Origin of the sequence: Streptomyces sp. NPDC102406 (assembly GCF_044765725.1) — a bacterium.
Lineage (GTDB): Bacteria > Actinomycetota > Actinomycetes > Streptomycetales > Streptomycetaceae > Streptomyces.
In genome coordinates, this window is record NZ_JBIWKP010000001.1 from 1597226 (window position 1) to 1617564 (window position 20339).

Genomic DNA, 20339 nt, shown 5'->3' on the forward strand with positions numbered 1-20339 from the left:
CCCCGGTCAGGCGAAGGCGTCCACCCCGGTCAGCTCCGCGGACAGGGCCCACAGCCGGGCCGCCGCCTCCGGGTCCCTGGCCCATGCCTTGACCCCGCCGACGAGCATGTCCTCGGCGTCGTCCGGCACCGACTCCGCCAGATCGCAGTCCTGGCAATAGGCGCCGCCGTACGCGTCGAGCGACGGTGCCGTGGCCGCCCAGACGGTGGTCGCCGCGCCCTGCTCCGGTGTCTTGAAACCGGCCCGGGGCGCGCCCGTCTCCGTGACCCAGCCCCGCTGCGCCCACTCCTCGCGCGGGATGTGCCGCTGCAACGGCGTCAGGATCGACCCGGGGTGCACGGCGTACGCGTGCAGACCGCTCGCCGCGCCGAGCCGGTCCAGGTGCAGCGCGAACAGGGCGTTCGCCGTCTTGGCCTGACCGTAGGCGAGCCAACGGTCGTACCCGGTGCGGAAGTCGATGTCGTCCCAGCGGACGCCGGTCAGGAAGTGCCCGGCGGACGACAGGACGACGACGCGGGCCCCGCGCCCGGAGAGCGCCGGGCGCAAGCGGTTCACCAGGGCGAAGTGCCCGAGGTGGTTCGTGGCGAACTGGTACTCCCAGCCGGGCCCGACGCGGGTCTCCGGGGCCGCCATCACCCCCGCGTTGGCGACGACCAGGTCCAGGGCGCGGCCCGAGCCGAGAAAGCGGTCGGCGAAGGCGCGCACGCTCTCCAGGTCCGCCAGGTCGAGCGGGTCCACCTCCGTGCCGGTGATCCCGGCGAGAGCCGCGCGCGCCTGCTCGGGGCGGCGCGCGGGCACGATCACACGCGCCCCCGCCGCGGCGAGCGCCCGTGTCGTCTCCAGACCCAGGCCCGAGTAGCCGCCGGTGACGAGGGCCGTCCGCCCGGTGAGGTCGACGCCCGCCACGACCTCGGCCGCCGTGCTGTGGGGTCCGAACCCGCTGCCGATCCTGTGCTGTTCCATAGCGCTGGTCATGCCCGGGACCGTAGGTCTTCGAGTGCACACGAGGGCAAGCGGGCGCGCCCGGTCTCGGCGGTGGCGCGGGCTCCGGCTGTCGGCTACCGTTTTACCTAACGTTTGTTTGGTGCATGTCTGCCGACGGGACGGGCCGGGGAGGGCGGATGGGTCGCGGGGCCGAGCTGGGCGGGCGGGTCGCCGTCGTCACGGGCGGCACCAGGGGAGTGGGCGCGGGGATCGCGGGCGCGTTCGCGCGGGCCGGTGCGCGCGTGATCGTATGCGCCCGCAGAGCCCCCGAAGTCCCGCTGCCAGGATGTGAGTTCAAGTCCGTTGACCTGCGGGACGCGTCAGCCGTACGGGACTTCTTCGCGGGGCTCGACCGGGCGGACGTCCTCGTGAACAACGCGGGCGGCACCCCGTACCGGCTGCTCGGCGGCACGGACGCGGAGCGGCACGCGCGCGTGATCGAGCTGAACCTGACCGCGCCCCTGACCGCCTCGCTCGCCGCACGCGAACGACTGGCGGCGGCGCACGGATCGATCGTCATGATCGGCAGCGTCAGCGGCTCGCGCCCCTCGCCCGGCTCGGCGGCGTACGGGGCGGCCAAGGCGGGCCTGGAGAACCTGGCCCGTTCCATGGCCGTGGAATGGGCGCCGGAGATCCGCGTCAACACCCTGGTGCTCGGCATGGTCCGCACGGAGCTCTCGGCCCTGCACTACGGGGACGAGGAGGGCGTCGCCGCGGTCGGCGCGACGGTGCCGCTCGGCCGGCTCGCCGAGCCCCACGAGATCGGCGCCGCCGCGGTGTTCCTCGCGTCGGACGCGGCCTCGTACGTCACCGGGGCGAGCCTGCTCGTGCACGGCGGCGGCGAACGCCCCGCGTACCTGGACGCGGCGACAGCCGGCAAGGAGAGCTGACATGACGCGGACGACGGAGTCGGGCACGGCGGGCGGCGGCCTGTGCGCGGGGCGGGTGGTGGCCGTCACCGGGGCCGGGCGCGGACTGGGACGCGCGCACGCGCTCGCGTACGCGGCCGAAGGCGCGAAGGTCGTCGTGAACGATCTCGGCGTGGGCCTCGACGGGACACCCGCGCCGGACAGCCCCGCCGCCCACGTCGTGCGCGCCATACGGGAGTCGGGCGGTTCGGCGACGGCCCACACGGGCGACATCGCCACCTCGCAAGGCGCGGCGTCGCTCGTCGCCACGGCCGTCGACACGTTCGGGCGGCTCGACACCCTGGTGAACAACGCCGGGTTCCTGCGGGACCGGATGCTGGTCAACCTGGGCGAGGACGACTGGGACGCCGTCGTGCGGGTGCACCTCAAAGGGCACTTCCTGCCGCTCAAGCACGCGGCGGCGTACTGGCGGGCCGAGGCGAAGGCGGGCCGTACGGTGGCGGCCCGGATCGTCAACACCTCCTCAGGAGCGGGCCTGCTGGGATCGGTGGGGCAGGGCAACTACAGCGCGGCGAAAGCCGGGATCCTCGGCCTGACGCTCGTGGCCGCGGCGGAGCTCGGCCGGTACGGCGTGCAGGTCAACGCGATCGCACCGGCCGCGCGGACCCGGATGACCGAGGCCGCGTTCGCCGACACGATGACGGCCCCCGAGGGCGGCACGTTCGATGCGATGGCACCGGAGAACGTGTCGCCGCTCGTGGTGTGGCTCGGCTCCGGGGCGCCCAGCGACGGAGTGACCGGGTGCGTCTTCGAGGTGGAGGGCGGGCGCGTCACGGTGATGGAGGGCTGGCGCCCCGGCCCCACCGCCGACAAGGCCGAACGGTGGACCCCGGCGGGCGCGGGCGGCGCCGTACGGGAGCTGCTGGGGCGGACCGCGGCGCCCGGGGCGGTCTACGGGGCGTCCTGAAAGCCTGCCGTCTGCCGTCTGCCGTCTGCCGTCTACCCGTCTGCCGTCTACCCGTCTGCCTGTCTGCCTGTCTGCCTGTCTGTGTGCCTGTGTGCCTGTCTGCGAAAGCGGCCCCTATGTGTCGCACTCCAGGACCGTGCGGCACAACCCGCAGCGCGCCCGCACCCGGCCGCGGACCGGCACCCGGATCCGCTGGTGGCACGTCGGGCAGGGAAACGCCACCCGCAGCCCCGACCGGCCCTGCGGGCCGTCCGCCGAGAACGAGTACGGGCCCATCGGCGCGCTGCCCCGCGCGCCGTGGTCCTGCGCGGAGCGGCGGTCCTTCGCGTACCGACGACGGCCCGCCCAGCCCGCCGCGGTGAGCGGCGGCTGCTGCTCGTCGCGCCGCGCCTGCGCCAGCCCCTGCGTGTACGCCGTGTATGCCTGCGCGCTGGTGAACCACGTCTCCGGCGCCTCCCCGAACGCCAGCGACCGCTTCGCCAGGACGTACCCGAACTCCTCCGGCGTCAGATAACCGAGCTTCTGCGACGACGCCGCGTCCTCCCGGTACGCGTCGAGCAGCAGCCAGCCCGCGCCCAGATACGTGGCCGCGGTGTCGGTGAGGATCTCGTTGTCCCGCGTCCCCGGGAACGCCAGGTCGAGCCGGTGCAGATACACATGCATGATCTCGTGCGCGAGGGCCGCCCCGATGTCCCTGCGGTGCGTACGGAACCGGTCGTTCAGCTCGATGAAGTACTCGGGGCCCGCGGCCAGTTCCACGCTCGCCGCGTGCTCCATCTCCCGGAACCCGATGATCATGCGCGCGTCCGGCAGGTGGTAGTGCCGCACCAGCTCGCGCGCCACCCGCTGCGCCCCCAGGTGCACGTCGTCCCGGTCGCCGAAGGCCACGTCCGCCGGGGCGACACTCGTGGCGAAGGTGTGCACCGTGTCGTAGGAGAGGCGCTTGTACAACGCGGTGATCGCCGCCCGCACGGTCTCCAGATGCGGGTAGCCGTGCACCACAGGACCGCCGTTCACCACGCGCGCACCCCCTGGGCCGCCGGGCCGTCGTCCCCGGGGCCCGCCCCCGGACCCGGCGCCTCAAGCGTAAGGCCGACCGCCCCGCCTGCCCCCGCGCGACCGTTAGTCCAACACCTCCTCCTCCTTTGTCCATGGGCGCCCCCGGCCCCCGCGGCCCATCGTGATCGGCATCCCGAACCGCCGTGCGAAGGAGTCCCCCGTGCCCCTCACAGGCCAGCCGAAGCGCCAGCCGACGTCGTCCACAGGCCCCGGAGGAGCGGCGGGGCCCAGCCGCAGGGCCGTCGTCGCCGTCGGCGCCGCCGCGGGCGCGGGCCTGGCCCTCGGCGTCACCGGCACCGCCACCGCCGACGGTTCCACCCCCGCGGACACCGCCGTGCTCCGCTCCCCGGAGCTCGACGTCCGGGTCGCCACCGCCTTCCCCGCCGTCGTCTCCTACACCGACCGCGCCACCGGCGCCGTCCTGCACGGCCGGCCGGAGCCCGTCACGACCGTCCTCGTCGACGGCGTCGCGCACACCCCGAAGGTCACCGCCACGTTCGCCGCCGACCGCGCCGACTACCGGCTCGCCCTCCCCGGCGCCACGACCATCGACGTGACCGTCACCGTCGAGGGCCACCGCGTCGACTGGCGCGTCACCCGTATCCGCGACACGGCCGCCCTGCGCGTCGGTACCCTCCAGATCCCCGGGCTCGCCCTGCTGTCCGTGCGCAGCGACCAGCCCGGCGCCACCCTCCTCGCCGCGAAGGTGCAGCTCGACAAGGCCACCAGCGGCGACACCCTCGTCACCCCGAAGGCCGACAGCCCCGCCGAACCACCGACCGGCTGCGCCTATGCCGTCGTCGCCCACGACACGCTCGGCGGCGCCATCGAGACCAACACCGTCTACGACAAGCCCGCCACCGGCACCACCTGGGAGAACGGCCGGCTGTGGCGCGAGACCGTCCGCACCGCAGACGGCCGCACCGAGGCCCGTCTCAGCCCCGGCCAGTGGACGTACCGCGCGGCCACCGCCCCCGTCGACGCCACCGAACCGCTCCCGTACGCCACCGTGATCATCACCGGGGACCGCAACGGTGACGGGGTCGTCGACTGGCAGGACGCCGCGATCGCCTTCCGGTCCATCGCCGTCACCCCGCGCGGCGCCGACGAGCAGCATCTGCGGGTCGTCCCGCACATCCCGTTCAACTTCGCCTCGCAGGCCACCAACCCGTTCCTGGCCACCCTCGACGAGGTCAAGCGCATCCACCTCGCCACCGACGGACTGCGCCAGTACACCCTCCTCAAGGGCTACCAGTCCGAGGGGCACGACTCCGCGCACCCCGACTACGCCGGGAACTACAACACGCGCGCGGGCGGCCTCGACGACCTCAACACCCTGGTCCGCGAGGGCGCCACGTGGAACAGCGACTTCGGCGTACACGTCAACGCCACCGAGTCCTACCCCGTCGCCCATGCCTTCTCCGAGACCCTTGTCGACAAGACGAACGAACAGTGGGACTGGCTCGACCAGAGCTACCGCATCGACCAGCGCCGCGACCTCGTCTCCGGCGACATCGTCCGGCGCTTCGCCGACCTGCGTCGCGACACCGACCCCGCCCTGAACACCCTCTACATCGACGTGTTCCGCGAGTCGGGCTGGACCTCCGACCGCCTCCAGCGCGCCCTGCGCGAACAGGGCTGGAACGTCACCACCGAATGGGGCCACGGCTTCGAACGCTCCGCCCTGTGGTCGCACTGGGCCACCGAGACCGACTACGGCCCCGACACCTCGCGCGGCATCAACTCCCGCCTCATCCGCTTCGTCCGCCACCACCAGAAAGACGTCTTCGCCGACAAGTGGCCCACCCTCCTCGGCGTCGCCCGCATGGGCAACTACGAGGGCTGGACCGGCAAGACCGACTGGACCTCCTTCTACCGCCTCATCTGGACCCACTCACTGCCCGCCAAGTACCTCCAGGCGCAGCCGATCAAGCGGTGGGAGGAGCACGAGATCACCTTCTTCGGTGACGCGCCGACCTCCGTCAGCGACGCCACCGGCAGCCGCCGCATCACCACCGACGGCCGTCTCGTCTACGACGCCGGCACCTACCTCCTGCCATGGGAGCCCCGCAAGGCCACGGACCCGGCGAAGCTGTACCACTACAACCCCCAGGGCGGCGTCACCACTTGGCGGCTCCCACGCGCGTGGGCGGGGCTTTCCCGCGTCGCCCTGTACCGCCTCACCGACCAGGGCCGCGTCTTCGTCGCCCACCTCCCCGTCACCGCGGGCAAGGTCACGCTCACCGCCGACGCCGACCAGCCGTACGTCCTTTACCGCCACCGCGCCGACCTGGACCGCGACCCCGCCTGGGGTCAGGGCACCCCGCTGCGCGACCCCGGCTTCCACTCCGGCTCCCTGAAGGCGTGGCAGGTCCTCGGGCCCGCGTCCGTCGAGCGCAGCGACCTCGGCGACCACGAACTCGTCATCGCCCCCGGCGCCGCCGCCGCCGTCACCCAGCGCCTGACCCGGCTCGCCCCCGGTGACTACGCCGCGTCCGTCCAGGTCGAGGTCGGTGCCACGGCGGGGGAGCGCCGCAGGGCGTCCCTCGACGTACGCACCGCCGACGGCGTCACCGCCGGCAACTGGACGGACACCTCGACCGCGACCAATCACGTGGCCGCCGACCGCAAGCACGGCACCCGCTTCCAGCGGATGTTCACGTACTTCACCGTCCCCGAAGGCGGCGGCCGGGTCACCCTCACCCTGCGCGCCGCCGCGGGAGCGGCCCGCGTCCGCTTCGACAACGTACGCGTCGTCCGGGCCACCAGGCCCGCACTGCCCCAAGGCATCCTGGTTCGGGAGGACTTCGAGCACGTGCCGCAGGGCTGGGGCCCCTTCGTGAAGGGCGACGCGGGCGGCGCCACCGACCCGCGCACCCACATCGCCCAGCGCCACGCGCCCTACACGCAGCGCGGCTGGAACGGCAAGGCGATCGACGACGTCCTCGACGGCACGCAGTCCCTCAAGTCCCGCGGCGAGAACACCGGTCTCGTCCACCGCACCGTCCCGCACACCGTCCGCTTCCTGCCCGGCAGGCGGTACCGCGTCCGCCTGCGCTACGCGTGCGAGCTGGCGGGCCAGTACGCGTGGGTCACCGGGGTCGACAGCCCCGCGCCGCGGGAGCTGAGCCGCCAGGAGCTGCCCGTGTCCGTGGCCCCCACCACGCTGGAGTACACGTTCACCGCCCCGGCGGAGGGGGAGGCGTGGGTGGGCCTGCGGAAGGTCGGCGACCACGGGACGGCGGAGTTCGTCCTCGACGCGTTCGAGGTCGGTGAGGCGGACGTGACGTGAGGGCGGCGCCCGTCGCCCCTGGAGATGCGCGCCCCGTACGCATCTCCAGGGGCGCGGGGACCGCGCGACCAGCCACGACGCACCGCCGTCCCGTACACGCCCCGGCCCGCTGCCGAAGAGGGTGCGTCAGCGCAACCGCACGCCCAGCTCACCGGCCCGTTCCCACTCCAGGACCCACACCTCGTTGTCCCCCTCCCGCAGCACGGGCCCCGGCACGTACAGCGATCGCTGCGGCCCGGCAGCCCAGTACCGGCCCAGGCAGAACCCGTTCACCCACACGAACCCCCGCACCCAGCCCGGCAGTTCGAGCGCCGCGTCCCCGGCCCCGGTCACCTCGAACGAGCCCTGGTAGAGACCGCGGTCCCCGCCGCCCGGCGCCCCGCCCGCCAGTGCGGCGACCCGCTCGGGCACGAACCGGTCGAGGCGCAACCCCCGCGCCCGCACCCCGTGGAGATACTGCCGCTCGTGCAGCAGCCCGCCCGTGATGCCCTTCGGCTCGCCCGTGCGCGGCCCGTAGTTGACCCGGCCCAGCGACTCCACCCACAGCTCCACGCGCGCGTGCCCCGCCACGGGCCGGGCCAGCACCGGCTCCTTCTCCGTCAGGACCCCGGCCCGCTCCCCGTCGACGTACACGACGGCGATGTCCCGCAGGCCGTTCGCCCGCAGCGGGTACGGCCGGCGCGGCCCCGGCACGGTCACCGCGTACCGCACCAGGCCACGGTCCACGTCCAGCTCCTCGAACGAGGGCGGCACCGCATGCTCCGACTCGGGGCCGCCCAGCGCGTCGAGGACCCCTTCCAGCGGCGTGAAGGCGGTCAGCTCGGCCGTCACCGGGCCCGCCAGCACCGGCGGCGGCCCGGGCACCTCGGGCAGCGGCTCGCTCGCGTAGTGGCTCAGGACCTCCCGGAACAGCCAGAACTTCTCGGTGGGGCGGCCGAACTCGTCGACCGGCGCTCCGTAGTCGTACGACGTGACGTCCGGCTCCAGCGGCCCGTCGTGCGACTCGCCGCCCCTGTTCGCCCCCGACCAGCCCCCGAAACTCGTCCCGCCGTGCGCCATGTACAGATTGACCGAGGCCCCGCACTCCAGGATCTCCCGCAACGCCCGCGCCGCGTCCCGCGCGTCCCGTTCGACATGCTCGGCCCCCCAGTGGTCGAACCAGCCGCACCAGAACTCCATGCACATCAGCGGCCCCTTCGGGCGGTGCCCGCGCAGCGTCGCGAACCCCTCGCGCGCGTGGGAGCCGAAATTCACCGTGGCGAGGATGCCCGGCACCGAGCCGCCGGTCAGCATGTGGTCCTCGGGCCCGTCCGACGTGAACAGCGGCACTGTCACACCGAGTTCGAGCAGAAGGTCGACGAGAGCGCGCAGGTAACGGGCGTCCGAGCCGTAACTGCCGTACTCGTTCTCCACCTGCACCATGATCACCGGGCCGCCCCGGTCGAGCTGCCGCTCCACGATCTGCGGCATCAGCACCCGGAACCAGCGCTCCACGCACGCCAGGAACTCCGGGTCCCGCGTCCGGATCCGCGCCCCCGAAGGGCCCGTCACCCAGTGCGGCAGCCCCCCGTTCTCCCACTCCGCGCACATGTAGGGCCCCGGCCGGACGATCACCCACAGGCCCGCCTCCCGCGCCGCGTCCAGGAACCGGCCCACCGCCGCCACGTCCCGCACCTCGCCGGGGCGTGGCTCGTGCAGATTCCACGGGACGTACGTCTCCACACAGTTGAGGCCCATCGCCCTCAGCATCCGCAGCCGGTGCCCCCACAGCTCCTCGTGCACCCGGAAGTAGTGCAAGGCGCCCGACAGCAGCCGCACCGGCCGGCCGTCCACCTCGAAATCGTCCTCGCCCACCCTGAACTCGGCCATCACGTGCTCCTCCGTGCCCGATAGGCGCCTCACCTACCGGCCGCCACTGTCACCTCTGGCGGACGGCAGGGTCCATGGACAAAGATCGGCTCTTGTTGGACGGCTCGCGTCGGGCCGCCCCGGGAACGGGAAGGCCCGAACGAACCAGCACAGGAGGGGACACATGTCCACATACCACACCTGGATGCGGTACTTCACCCCCAGCCCCGTCCACCACCGCCTCGGCCTCGTCTGCCTCGGCGTGGGACTCCAGCACGGGCTGCTGCCCGCCGTCGGACCCCGCACCCTCGACCACCACGTCGCCGTCGTCGTCACCGCGGGCGGCGGCTGGCTCCGGGACCCCGAAGGACACCGCACCCGCGTCACCGCCCCCGCCCTCATCTGGCTCACCCCCGGCCGCCCCCACCACTACGGGGCCGACCCCCACACCGGCTGGGACGAGTGCTTCGTCGACTTCACAGGACCCGCCACCGCCACCTACACCGAACTCGGCTACATCGAACCCGACCGCCCCCTCGTCCCCCTCTCCGACGCCGCCCCGGCCCGCGCCGCCGTCGGCCGCATCGCCCGCGCCGCCCGTCGCGGCAACCCCCTCCTGGAGGTCGAGACCGGCGCCGCCGTCCACGAACTCCTCGTCGCCCTGCGCCGCGCCCGCGCCGACATGGCCCCCGACGGCGACCCCGTCCTCCAGGCACTCGCCCGCGACGCCTTTCAGCCCCTCTCCGTCGCCCAGCACGCCGCCCGCCACGGCATGACCCCCGCCGAACTGCGCACCGCCGTCCGCAGGGGCGCCGGATGCAGCCCCAAGGACTACCTCCTCGGCATCCGCCTCGGCCGCGCCAAGGAACTCCTCGCCGCCACCGAACTGCCCGTCGCCGCGGTCGCCCGCCGCGTCGGCTACGACGACCCCGCCTACTTCTCCCGCCTGTTCACCCGCCGCGTCGGCACCGCACCCGTCCGCTTCCGCGAGCAACAAGGCCGCGCCGTACCCGGCGGCTGGTCCGACCGCATCCCCGACCCCGACGACCCGCCCATGCTCCACGTAGGCTGACCTGTCATGACCTCCAGCACGTCCGCACCCCAGCCGTCGGTCGACCCGGCAGTCCGCGCCGAACTCGCCCGACTCCGCGACAGCATCGACAACATCGACGCCGCCGTCGTCCACATGCTCGCCGAGCGCTTCAAGTGCACCCAGCAAGTAGGACACCTCAAGGCCGAGCACGCGCTGCCCCCGGCCGACCCCGCGCGCGAGGGCCGCCAGATCGAGCGCCTGCGCCAGCTCGCCGAGAACGCCAAGCTGGACCCGGCCTTCGCCGAGAAGTTCCTCAACTTCATCATCAGCGAGGTCATCCGCCACCACGAGCAGATCGCCGAGGACAGCAAGCGCTGACCTGAGCCGCCCGATGTCGGAGGCGTACGGCACCATGACCCCATGCCCGTACTGACGCGCGACGAAGCGCAGACCCGAGCCCGGCTCATCGACGTCCAGCGGTACACCGTCGACCTCGATCTCACCCGCGGCGGCGAGACCTTCGACTCCCGCACCGAGATCCGGTTCACCGCGCGTACCGCAGGCTCCACCTTCGTCGAACTCAAGCCCGCCGAGCTGCGCTCCGTCACCCTCGACGGCCACCCCGTCGACCTCGCGGAGACCGCCCTCGACGACAACCGGCTGCCGCTCACCGTCCTCACCGAGGGCCCCCACGAGCTGCGTGTCGACGCTGTCATGCGCTACTCGCACACCGGCGAGGGCATGCACCGCTTCACCGACCCCAGCGACGGCGAAGCGTACGTGTACACGCAGATGTTCATGGACGACGTCCAGCGCGTCTTCGCCGCCTTCGACCAGCCCGACCTGAAGGCCCGCTTCGACCTCACCGTCACCGCGCCCGAAGGCTGGACCGTCCTCGCCAACAGCGTCACCGAGCACCTGGGCGACGGAAAGTGGCGGGCCGCCACCACCCCGCTGCTCTCCACCTACCTCGTCGCCGTCGCCGCCGGACCCTGGCACTCCGTACGCACCGAGCACCGCGGGCTGCCCTTCGCCCTGCACTGCCGCCGCTCCCTCGCCCCCCATCTCGACGCCGACGCCGACGAGATCCTCGACATCACGCGCGCGTGCTTCGACCGGTACCACGAGAAGTTCACCGAGCCCTACCCGTTCGACTCCTACGACCAGGCGTTCGTCCCCGAATTCAACGCCGGCGCCATGGAGAACCCCGGACTCGTCACCCTCCGGGAAGAGTTCGTCCACCGCTCCGCCGTCACCGACACCGAGCGCCAGACCCGCGCCATGGTCATCGCCCACGAGATGGCCCACATGTGGTTCGGCGACCTCGTCACCCTCCGCTGGTGGGACGACATCTGGCTCAACGAGTCGTTCGCCGAGTACATGGGCTACCAGACCCTCACCGAAGCGACCCGGTTCACCGACACCTGGGTCGAGTTCGGCGTCGACCGCAAGGCCTGGGGCTACGACGCCGACCAGCGGCCCTCCACCCACCCCGTCGCCCCCGAAGCCGTCGAGGACACCGCCTCCGCCCTCCTCAACTTCGACGGGATCTCCTATGCCAAGGGCGCCGGCGCCCTGCGCCAGCTCGTCACCTGGCTCGGCGAGGAGGACTTCCTCGCCGGTATCAACACGCACTTCGCCCGGCACAAGTTCGCCAACGCCACCCTCGCCGACTTCCTCGACTCCATGGCCTCGGCGGCCTCCGGCACCGACCGCGACGTCCACGCCTGGGCCGACGCCTGGCTGCGCACCACCGGGGTCGACACCCTCACCGCCCACGTCACCGAGGCCGCCGACGGCACGAGCTGGACCCTCGCCGTCGACCGCACCGGCAGCCGCCCCCACCGCATCGCCGTCGGCCTCCACGACCACGGCCCCGGCGACGCCCGCACCCTCACCCTCCGCGAGCGCGTCCACCTCGACGTACCGGCCGCCCCCGGCGGACCCCGCACCTTCCCCGGCCCCCGGCCCGCCCTGATCGTCCCCAACGACCAGGACCTCACCTACGCCAAGGTGCGCCTCGACCCCGCCTCCCAGGAAGCGGTCCTGCGCGGCATCTCAGGCGTCCCCGGCCCCCTCACCCGCGCCGTCCTGTGGAACACCCTGCGCGACATGGTCCGCGACGGCGAACTCGCCCCCGCCGCCTACCTGGAGACCGTCGGCGCCCACCTCGCCGAGGAGACCGACCTCGCGCTCGTCCAGGGTGTCCTCGCCTTCGCCCGCACCCAGGTCGCCGACCGCTACTGCACCCCGGCCCAGCGGCCCGCCGCCCTCAGCGTCCTCGCCGACGTCTGCACCGACCTCCTGCACCGCACCAAGGACGGCGACCACCCCGGCCTGCGCCTCACCGCCGTACGCCACTCCATCGACACCGCCCAGCACGCCGACACCCTCCGCGACTGGCTCGACTCCAACACCGTCCCCGGCGGCCCCGACCTCGACCCCGAACTGCGCTGGCGCATCCTCGGCCGCCTCAGCGTCCTCGGCGCCGTCGACGACGCCGTCATCGAGGCCGAACTCGCCCACGACCCCAGCGCCACCGGACAGGAGGGCGCCGCCCGCTGCCGAGCCGCCCTGCCCGACCCCCAGGCCAAGGAAGCCGCCTGGACCGCCCTGTTCACCGGCGACCCCGGCACAGAACTCTCCAACTACCTGTTCATCGCTACCGCCCAGGGCTTCTGGCAACCCGAACAGAGCGACCTGCTGCGCCACTACGTACCCCGCTGGTTCACCGACGCCACCGCCCTCGCCGAGCGCCGCGGCCCCGCCATCGCCAGTGCCGCCGGACGCCACGCGTTCCCCGCCCACGCCGTCGACGAGGACACCCTCCGCCTCGGCCGCGCGTGCCTCGCCGAAGGCACCCCCACCCCGGCCCTGCGCCGCAAACTGATCGACCAGCTCGACGACCTGGCCCGAGCCCTCCAGGTCAGGGCTGCCCACAAGGACTGACCGGCCCGCGCCCCGGGGCCCGCAGGCCCCGGGGCGCGAGACCACCGGCCGCCCTATACACCACCAACCCCCGCGCCCCGCAGAGGAATCCCCCTTTCGGGTCTTCCTCCCCCCGAATCACCGAACACGCCCTTCGGGAACGTCCAAGACTGAACGAGCACGGCCCTGTGGCCCCTGCCCGCCCACCTGTCACGGACCCGAAGGACGCCCATGAGCAGCACCCCGCCCCTCGCCGGAGGCATCCACGGCCCCGACGCCCTGCGGCCCCTGCTCGACACCGTCCTCGACGCCCTCCACGACGGCGCCGGCCGCCGCGCGGGCCCCCTCCCCGCAGGCGGCCCCCACTCCGTCGCCACCCAACTGCGCGTCCGAGCGGGAACCCTGCTGCCCGAACACGGGACCGGCGCCGAGGACGCCCTGCGCACCCTCGTCACCGCACTCACCGAAGGCGCCGCCGACCCCGCCGACCCGCTCTGCGCCGCCCACCTGCACTGCCCCCCGCTCGCCGTCGCCACCGCCGCCGACCTGGCGGCGAGCGCCCTCAACCCCTCCATGGACTCCTGGGACCAGGCACCCGCCGCCTCCGCCCTGGAAGACCTGGTCACCGCCACCCTCACCCGAGAGATCTACGGCGCCCCCCACACCCCGAACGAGCCCTCGGCCCCCGGTGACGCTCCAGGACCGAGCGGCGACGCGCTCGTCACCACCGGGGGGACCGAGGCCAACCAGCTCGCCGTGCTGCTCGCCCGTGAGACGACCGCCCACCCCGGCCCGCTCCACCTCCTCGTCGGCACCAACGCCCACCACAGCCTCGCCCGCGCCGCCTGGCTCCTCGGCCTCCCCGAGCCCCTCGCCGTTCCCGCTCCGGGCGGCACGCTCGACCCCGCCGCCCTCGACGAAGCCCTCACCGACCTGCCCGGCACCAAGCTCGTCACCGCCACCGCAGGCACCACCGACGCCGGCCTCATCGACCCGCTCCCCGAGATCGCCGACGTCTGCGAGCGCCACGGAGCGCGCCTCCACATCGATGCCGCCTACGGAGCGGGCCTCCTCTTCAGCGCCCGCCACCGCCACCGCCTCGACGGCCTCCACCGCGCCCACACCGTCACCCTCGACCTGCACAAACTCGGCTGGCAGCCCGTCGCCGCCGGACTCCTCGCCGTACGCCACCCCACCGACCTGCGCGCCCTGACCCACCAGGCCGACTACCTCAACGCCGACGACGACACCGAAGCCGGCCTCCCCGACCTCCTCGGCCGCTCCCTGCGCACCAGCCGCCGCCCCGACATCCTCAAGATCGCCGTCACCCTCAAAGCCCTCGGCCGCACCGGACTCGGCGCCCTCACCGACCAGGTCGTCGCCCTCGCCCACCACCTGGCCGCACTCGTCGACGCACACCCCGCTCTCGAGCTCTACGACACCCCGACCCTCTCCACCGTCCTCTTCCGCCCCCGCGACGCCGACGACCACACCATCGCCGAGACCCGCCGCGCCCTGCTCACCGAAGGCCGCGCCGTCCTCGGCCGCGCCCGCACCGACGACGGCACCCTCTGGCTCAAAGCGACCCTGCTCAACCCGCACACCGAACCGGGCGACCTCGCCGCCCTCCTGAAACTGGTGGAAGGACACACGCCCCGATGACCGCTGCGTCAGCCTCGCGTCCCACCCGGCCCGCCGAAGCCCCCCGCGACCTCGTCGGCATCGGCATCGGCCCCTTCAACCTCTCCCTCGCCGCCCTCGCCCACCCCCTCACCGAACTCGACACCGCCTTCTACGACCAGCGCCCCGCCTTCCACTGGCACCCCGGCCTCCTCATCGACGGCGCCACCCTCCAAGTCCCGTTCCTCGCCGACCTGGTGACCCTCGCCGACCCCACCAGCCACTGGACCTTCCTCAACTACCTCAAGACCCGCGAACGCCTCTTCCCCTTCTACTTCGCCGAGCAGTTCCACATCCAGCGCGCCGAGTACGACGCCTACTGCCGCTGGGTCAGCGAGAACCTGCCCGGCCTGCACTTCTCCCACCAGGTCGACGCCGTCCGCTGGAACGCCGAACGCGCCCTCTTCGAAGTCGACTACACGCAGCTCGACGCCGACGGAGAAGCCGAGGCCCTCGGCCGCACCTACACCAAGAACGTCACCCTCGGCATCGGCACCGAGCCCTACGTCCCCGAACCCCTCAGGCCCCTCGCCGACGCCCCCACCGTGCCCGTCGTGCACTCCGCCGACTACCTCGCCCACCGCGAGAGCCTGCTCACCGCCGAACACATCACCGTCATCGGCTCAGGACAGTCCGGCGCCGAGATCTTCCTCGACCTGCTCCGCGCCCGCCCCGCAGGACGCGAAAGAATCCACTGGCTCGCCCGCACCGAAGCCTTCGCGCCGATGGAGTACTCCAAGCTCGGCCTCGAACACTTCACGCCCGACTACACCCACTACTTCCACCACCTCCCCGAGGCCGAACGCGACCACCTCGTCCCTGCCCAATGGCAACTCCACAAGGGCATCGACGCCGACACCATCGCCGCCATCCACGAGGAGCTCTACCGGCGCACCCTCCACGGCGGCTGGCCCGACGCCACCCTCACCCCCGGCGTCAGCGTCCGCACCGCGGGCCGCGTCGCCACCACCAAGGTCGAGCTCCACCTCGAACACCGCCGCCAGGGCACCCGCTCCCGCCTCACCACCGACGCCGTCGTCCTCGCCACCGGCTACAAGGAACGACCCCTCGACCAACTCCTCACCGGACTCGACCCCTACCTCCGCCGCGACAGCGCCGGACGCCCCCGCGTCGACGAGCAGTTCCGCCTCGTCCTCGACCCCTCCGTGCAAGGCGCCGTCCACGTCCAGAACGCCGAACGCCACACCCATGGCGTCGGCGCCCCCGACCTCGGGCTCGCCGCCTGGCGCAGCGCCACCATCCTCAACACCCTGACCGGCAAAGAGCCCTACCCCCAGCCCCGCCGCACCGCCTTCACCACCTTCGGCCTCGCCCACGAAAGCCGCGCCCCCCGCCCAGGACACCCGGACGGAGAGCGCGGCCACCTCATCAGGCTCCAGGGGTAGAGCCGTTAGAACACCGGCGTCCCGTCCCGCGTGAGGCGCCAGTCCACCGACGCGAAGTCGGCCGGGTCCAGGACGCCCTTCGCCGTCACCCACTCCGCGATCCGCGTCCGGATCTCCGTCGACTCCGACCACAGCTCAGGCGCAGACGCCACGTGCGGGAAGGCGCCACCACCGTTCGCCCGGTAGTTGTTCACGGCGAACACGAACCGAGCCGCGTCGTCCAGCTCCACCCCGCCGAACTTCACGTTCCTGATCCGCGAACCCGCCGGCTGCGCTATGTCGATGTCGTACGTCAGCCCCGACACGTAGTCGTAGTTGTAGTCCGGCCGGTTCCCCGCGTTGGTCAGCTTCTCGACGTCGACCGCGGCGCCCGCCGGCGTCTGCACGAAGTACTGCGCCGAGTACTCCAGGTACGCCCGTACCTGCGCGCCCGTCAGCAACTTCGCGACCAGCGTGTTGTCGTACACGTACAGGCTCGACAGATCGCGGATCGTCACCTCGCCCGCCGGGATCTCCGACGTCCGCGAGAACGGCGACGCCTGCGACAGCACCGGCAACGACGCGTACTGCGTCGACTTCAGCGCCTCCGTCACCACATCGGCCTGCACCTTGTTGATCAGGTCGATGATCGGCGCGTCCTTGTAGCGGGCATCCACCGTGGTCAGCGTCGTCCTCGCCGTACCCACCACCTGGTTCACGTACTTCACGACCAGCGCGTGCTCGTCCGCGAGCAGCTTCGTGATCTTCGGGTCGTCCGCCACCGAGGCCGAGTTCAGCAGCTTCGACCGCACCGACTCGACCGACCAGCGGCCCTTCTCCCACACCAGCTCGAAGTCGAAGAGAGCCAGGCGCTCCGCGTAACACAGCGGCTCCGCCAGCACGACCGGCTTGCCGGTCCTCTCGTTCGTCACCACCTGCTGCTCGATCTCCACATGCGCGTGGCCGACCAGGATCGCGTCGATCCCCGGCACCTTCGCCGCCACGTTCGCCGCCGCGTTCTCCACGTACGGCAACTGGTCGCCCCACGACGACGTGCCCGACGCGCCCGTGTGCGCCGACACGATCACCACGTCCGCGCCCATCGACCGCAGCTTCGGCACCCACAGCGCCGCCTGCTCCTCGATCCCCGGGAACTTCAGCTTGCCCTGCACGTACGCCTTGTCCCAGATCGCGATTCCCGGGTTCGTCAGCCCCAGGATCGCCACCTTCACGTCCTTGCCGTGCGGGGTGCGCAGCTTCTTGATGACGTACGGCCGGAACGCCGGCTTCTCCGTCTTCGCGTCCACCGCGTTCGCCCCGAGCAGCGGGAACCTCAGTTGCGACTCGAACTTGCGCAGCGTCTCGATGCCGTAGTTGAACTCGTGGTTGCCGAGCGCCGCCGCGTCGTACCCGATCGCGTTCATCGCCTGCGCCATCGGATGCACCGGACCGTTCTTGGCGGTGATCGGCTCCACGCGCGCGAAGTAGTACGTCAGCGGCGTGCCCTGGATCGTGTCACCCGCGTCGATCAGGAGCGTGTTCCCGCGGCCCTTCTCCTCGCGCACCTGCTTCACCAGCGTCGAGATCCGCGACAGACCCTGCGCGTTGCCCGCCGCGTCCGTGTACGCGGCGTCCTTGTAGTAGTCCCAGTTGAAGACGTGACCGTGCAGATCGGTCGTGCCCATGACGGTGAACGCGTACCGCTTCCGCCGGTTTCCCCGCGCCGCCTCGGCGGGCGGCGCCGCCACGGCACCGGTGAGGGCGACACCGGCACCGGTCGCGGCGGACCTGCCCAGGAAGGATCTGCGGTTCAACGGCATGGGAAAGCTCCTGACCTTCGCGACGTGCGTACGAGGGAGAACATTGGCGACGCGCGTAGATTCTGGCCCAGCCGACGCCGCCCGCAACACCCCTGCCAGGTTTCGATCTGGTGACCTGCCGCCGAACCCGGGCAGTGCCACAGTGGGTCCCATGCCCGACGACGACCAGAACTCCAGCCGTTCCTCCGGAACCCCCGACGCCCCGCGCCTCGCCGTCCGCGGCGAAGCACACCTCGAAGCCGAACCCGAACTCGCCCGCATCGGCATCACCACCCAAGCCCGCGGCACCGACCGCCGCACCACCCTCGACGACCTGACCCGCCGCAACACCACCGTCCTCGACCTCATCAAGGGCTACGGCGAAGCCGTCGAGAAACTGGAGACCGGCGCCTTCTCCCTCACCCCCGAATTCACCAAACACGGCCGTGGCGAACGCGTCCGCACCTACCACGGCCGCGTCCACATCACCGCGGAACTCAGCGACTTCACCGCTCTCGGCGAACTCACCACGCGCCTCGCCGACCTCGACCTCACCCGCGTCGACGGCCCTTGGTGGTCGCTGCGCCCCACCTCACCGGTCCACGCCCGGGCCCGCAGGCAGGCCGTCCACGACGCCGTCCAGCGCGCCCGCGAGTACGCCGAAGCCCTCGGCACCACCCTCGCCGCCCTCGTCGACCTCACCGACACCGGCGCCGACGCGCCCGCCTGGATGTCGCACGAGGGCAGCCGCGGCCTGTTCCGCGCCGCCCGTGCCGCGGACGGCGCCGACGACCCGGTCCCTGTGCTCGACCTCGAACCCCAGCGCCAACAGGTCCAGGCTGCCGTCAACGCCGGTTTCACCCTTCACCCCCCGACCCTCTGACCGCCCGACCCCAGGGCATATGCACGCTCATCAGAGCGCCGCGGCGCGCATATTCAAAACTTGGCGATGTTTGTCAATAGCCCTTCACGCAAAGGTTGTTGAGTAGTCGCCCTCAGCCAATTCTCTACCCGCCGGTAAGCCCTAGGCTCGAACCATGCGCCGAGCAAAGATCGTCTGTACCCTGGGCCCCGCCACCGACTCGTACGAGCAGATCAAGGCACTCGTCGAGGCCGGAATGGACGTAGCCCGCTTCAACCTCAGCCACGGCACCTACGCCGAGCACGAGGAGCGCTACCAGCGCGTGCGAAAGGCCGCCGACGAGACCGGTCGCAGTGTCGGGATCCTCGCCGACCTTCAAGGTCCGAAGATCCGCCTCGGCCGCTTCCGCGAAGGTCCCGTACTACTTGAACGCGGCGACGAGTTCACCATCACCGTCGAAGAGGGCGTCGAAGGCGACCGCCGGTGCTGCGGCACCACCTACAGCGGCCTCGCCGAGGACGTCACCCCCGGCGAACGCATCCTCGTCGACGACGGCAAGGTCAGCCTCCAGGTCACCGGGGTCGACGGCCCCCGCGTCCGCACCCAGGTCGTCGAGGGCGGCATGGTCTCCGACCACAAGGGCCTCAACCTGCCCGGCGTCGCCGTCTCCGTCCCCGCGCTCTCCGACAAGGACGAGGCGGACCTCCGCTGGGCCCTGCGCATCGGCGCCGACGTCATCGCGCTCTCCTTTGTCCGCAGCGGACGCGACATCGAGGACGTCCACCGCATCATGACCGAGGAGGGCCGCCGCCTCCCCGTCATCGCCAAGGTGGAGAAGCCCCAGGCCGTCGACAACATCGACGACATCGTCGCCGCGTTCGACGGCATCATGGTGGCCCGCGGCGACCTCGGCGTCGAGATGCCCCTCGAACAGGTCCCGATCGTGCAGAAGCGCGCCATCAAACTCGCCAAGCGCAACGCCAAACCGGTCATCGTCGCCACCCAGATGCTCGACTCGATGATCGACAACTCGCGTCCGACCAGGGCCGAGGCGAGCGACGTGGCCAACGCCGTCATCGACGGCACCGACGCCGTCATGCTGTCGGGCGAGACCAGCGTCGGCAAATACCCCGTCGAGACCGTCAAGACCATGGGTCGCATCGTCGAAGCCGCGGAGGAGGACATCCTCGCCAAGGGTCTCCCGCCGCTGACCGAACGCAACAAGCCCCGCACCCAGGGCGGCGCCGTCGCCCGCGCCGCAGCCGAGATGGGCGACTTCCTGGGCGCCAAGTTCCTCGTCGCCTTCACCCAGTCCGGCGACACGGTCAAGCGCCTCTCCCGCTACCGCTCCCCGATCCCCCTGCTGGCCTTCACCCCGGACGCGGCCACCCGCGCCCAGCTCAACCTCACCTGGGGCGTCGAGACCTTCCTCGGCCCGCACGTCGACTCCACCGACGCCATGGTCGCCCAGGTCGACGAACAACTCCTGAAGATCGGCCGTTGCGAGAAGGGCGACACCGTCGTCATCACGGCCGGTTCGCCGCCCGGCGTCGCGGGCTCCACCAACCTCGTCCGCATCCATCACATCGGTGAGGACGACTCACCCGAGTAGAGCCGACGTCCACCGACTCGG

At 72.2% G+C, this 20339-nt stretch carries 14 protein-coding genes; 10 read left to right on the forward strand and 4 right to left on the reverse strand.

From position 1 onward, the window contains the following. Nucleotides 1-6 precede the first annotated feature (6 nt). Nucleotides 7-975 carry an SDR family NAD(P)-dependent oxidoreductase gene (locus ACIRF8_RS07330; RefSeq protein ID WP_404211740.1) on the reverse strand — a complete coding sequence of 323 codons (969 nt, stop codon included), beginning with the start codon at nt 973-975 and terminating at the stop codon, nt 7-9. A 146-nt stretch (nt 976-1121) separates the two neighbouring features. Here ACIRF8_RS07330 and ACIRF8_RS07335 point away from each other — a divergent pair, with 146 nt between their 5' ends. Together ACIRF8_RS07335 and ACIRF8_RS07340 are read left to right on the forward strand one after the other, a co-directional pair. Next, nucleotides 1122-1874, forward strand: coding sequence for an SDR family oxidoreductase (locus ACIRF8_RS07335; protein WP_404211742.1), 753 nt, complete (start codon nt 1122-1124; stop codon nt 1872-1874). Between the two features lies 1 nt (nt 1875). Beyond that, nucleotides 1876-2820: an SDR family oxidoreductase gene (locus ACIRF8_RS07340; protein WP_404211744.1), complete on the forward strand. Its 945-nt coding sequence runs from the start codon at nt 1876-1878 to the stop codon at nt 2818-2820. A gap of 114 nt (nt 2821-2934) precedes the next feature. Here the strand turns inward: ACIRF8_RS07340 and ACIRF8_RS07345 are convergent, their stop codons facing one another. Next, nucleotides 2935-3840: a hypothetical protein gene (locus tag ACIRF8_RS07345; protein WP_404211746.1), complete on the reverse strand. Its 906-nt coding sequence runs from the start codon at nt 3838-3840 to the stop codon at nt 2935-2937. Nucleotides 3841-4039: 199 nt separating this feature from the next. Here ACIRF8_RS07345 and ACIRF8_RS07350 point away from each other — a divergent pair, with 199 nt between their 5' ends. After that, nucleotides 4040-7171, forward strand: coding sequence for an endo-alpha-N-acetylgalactosaminidase family protein (locus ACIRF8_RS07350; protein WP_404211748.1), 3132 nt, complete (start codon nt 4040-4042; stop codon nt 7169-7171). Nucleotides 7172-7297: 126 nt separating this feature from the next. Here ACIRF8_RS07350 and ACIRF8_RS07355 read toward each other — a convergent pair whose 3' ends face one another. Then, nucleotides 7298-9040 carry a beta-galactosidase family protein gene (locus ACIRF8_RS07355; protein ID WP_404211749.1) on the reverse strand — a complete coding sequence of 581 codons (1743 nt, stop codon included), beginning with the start codon at nt 9038-9040 and terminating at the stop codon, nt 7298-7300. A gap of 163 nt (nt 9041-9203) precedes the next feature. Between ACIRF8_RS07355 and ACIRF8_RS07360 the strand changes: the two genes are divergently transcribed. The 5 genes from ACIRF8_RS07360 (at nt 9204) to ACIRF8_RS07380 (ending at nt 16066) form a co-directional block, all read left to right on the forward strand. Next, nucleotides 9204-10091 (forward strand): helix-turn-helix domain-containing protein, encoded by an 888-nt coding sequence (locus ACIRF8_RS07360; protein WP_404211751.1) that lies wholly within the window; start codon nt 9204-9206, stop codon nt 10089-10091. 6 nt (nt 10092-10097) lie between these two features. After that, nucleotides 10098-10430 carry a chorismate mutase gene (locus ACIRF8_RS07365; protein WP_404211753.1) on the forward strand — a complete coding sequence of 111 codons (333 nt, stop codon included), beginning with the start codon at nt 10098-10100 and terminating at the stop codon, nt 10428-10430. Between the two features lie 42 nt (nt 10431-10472). Next, nucleotides 10473-13001, forward strand: a complete 2529-nt coding sequence (pepN, locus tag ACIRF8_RS07370; protein ID WP_404211755.1) for an aminopeptidase N — start codon at nt 10473-10475, stop codon at nt 12999-13001. Nucleotides 13002-13211: 210 nt separating this feature from the next. Further along, nucleotides 13212-14642: a pyridoxal phosphate-dependent decarboxylase family protein gene (locus tag ACIRF8_RS07375; protein WP_404211757.1), complete on the forward strand. Its 1431-nt coding sequence runs from the start codon at nt 13212-13214 to the stop codon at nt 14640-14642. Then, the gene (locus ACIRF8_RS07380; RefSeq protein WP_404211758.1) at nt 14639-16066 is read left to right on the forward strand and encodes a lysine N(6)-hydroxylase/L-ornithine N(5)-oxygenase family protein; all 1428 of its coding nucleotides are present in this window, start codon (nt 14639-14641) and stop codon (nt 16064-16066) included. The genes ACIRF8_RS07375 and ACIRF8_RS07380 overlap by 4 nt, the downstream gene beginning before the upstream one ends. Before the next feature lie 5 nt (nt 16067-16071). On the opposite strand, the gene ACIRF8_RS07385 is transcribed toward ACIRF8_RS07380, so the two are convergent. Beyond that, entirely contained in the window at nt 16072-17865 is a 1794-nt protein-coding gene (locus tag ACIRF8_RS07385) for a bifunctional metallophosphatase/5'-nucleotidase (protein ID WP_404211760.1), read from the reverse strand. A 151-nt stretch (nt 17866-18016) separates the two neighbouring features. Here ACIRF8_RS07385 and ACIRF8_RS07390 point away from each other — a divergent pair, with 151 nt between their 5' ends. After that, the gene (locus tag ACIRF8_RS07390; RefSeq protein ID WP_404211762.1) at nt 18017-18727 is read left to right on the forward strand and encodes an SIMPL domain-containing protein; all 711 of its coding nucleotides are present in this window, start codon (nt 18017-18019) and stop codon (nt 18725-18727) included. 154 nt (nt 18728-18881) lie between these two features. Beyond that, a complete protein-coding gene (pyk, locus tag ACIRF8_RS07395) occupies nt 18882-20318 on the forward strand; it encodes a pyruvate kinase (RefSeq protein WP_404211764.1) in 1437 nt (478 codons plus the stop codon). Nucleotides 20319-20339: the final 21 nt, after the last annotated feature.

Bases quoted from the DNA above. Each gene is read 5' to 3' on its own strand.
- ACIRF8_RS07380 (WP_404211758.1), top strand. From the start codon at position 14,639: ATGACCGCTGCGTCAGCCTCGCGTCCCACCCGGCCCGCCGAAGCCCCC.
- ACIRF8_RS07335 (WP_404211742.1), top strand. From the start codon at position 1,122: ATGGGTCGCGGGGCCGAGCTGGGCGGGCGGGTCGCCGTCGTCACGGGC.
- pepN (WP_404211755.1), top strand. From the start codon at position 10,473: ATGCCCGTACTGACGCGCGACGAAGCGCAGACCCGAGCCCGGCTCATC.
- ACIRF8_RS07365 (WP_404211753.1), top strand. From the start codon at position 10,098: ATGACCTCCAGCACGTCCGCACCCCAGCCGTCGGTCGACCCGGCAGTC.
- ACIRF8_RS07385 (WP_404211760.1), bottom strand. From the start codon at position 17,865: ATGCCGTTGAACCGCAGATCCTTCCTGGGCAGGTCCGCCGCGACCGGT.
- ACIRF8_RS07340 (WP_404211744.1), top strand. From the start codon at position 1,876: ATGACGCGGACGACGGAGTCGGGCACGGCGGGCGGCGGCCTGTGCGCG.
- pyk (WP_404211764.1), top strand. From the start codon at position 18,882: ATGCGCCGAGCAAAGATCGTCTGTACCCTGGGCCCCGCCACCGACTCG.
- ACIRF8_RS07360 (WP_404211751.1), top strand. From the start codon at position 9,204: ATGTCCACATACCACACCTGGATGCGGTACTTCACCCCCAGCCCCGTC.
- ACIRF8_RS07390 (WP_404211762.1), top strand. From the start codon at position 18,017: ATGCCCGACGACGACCAGAACTCCAGCCGTTCCTCCGGAACCCCCGAC.
- ACIRF8_RS07330 (WP_404211740.1), bottom strand. From the start codon at position 975: ATGACCAGCGCTATGGAACAGCACAGGATCGGCAGCGGGTTCGGACCC.
- ACIRF8_RS07355 (WP_404211749.1), bottom strand. From the start codon at position 9,040: ATGGCCGAGTTCAGGGTGGGCGAGGACGATTTCGAGGTGGACGGCCGG.
- ACIRF8_RS07375 (WP_404211757.1), top strand. From the start codon at position 13,212: ATGAGCAGCACCCCGCCCCTCGCCGGAGGCATCCACGGCCCCGACGCC.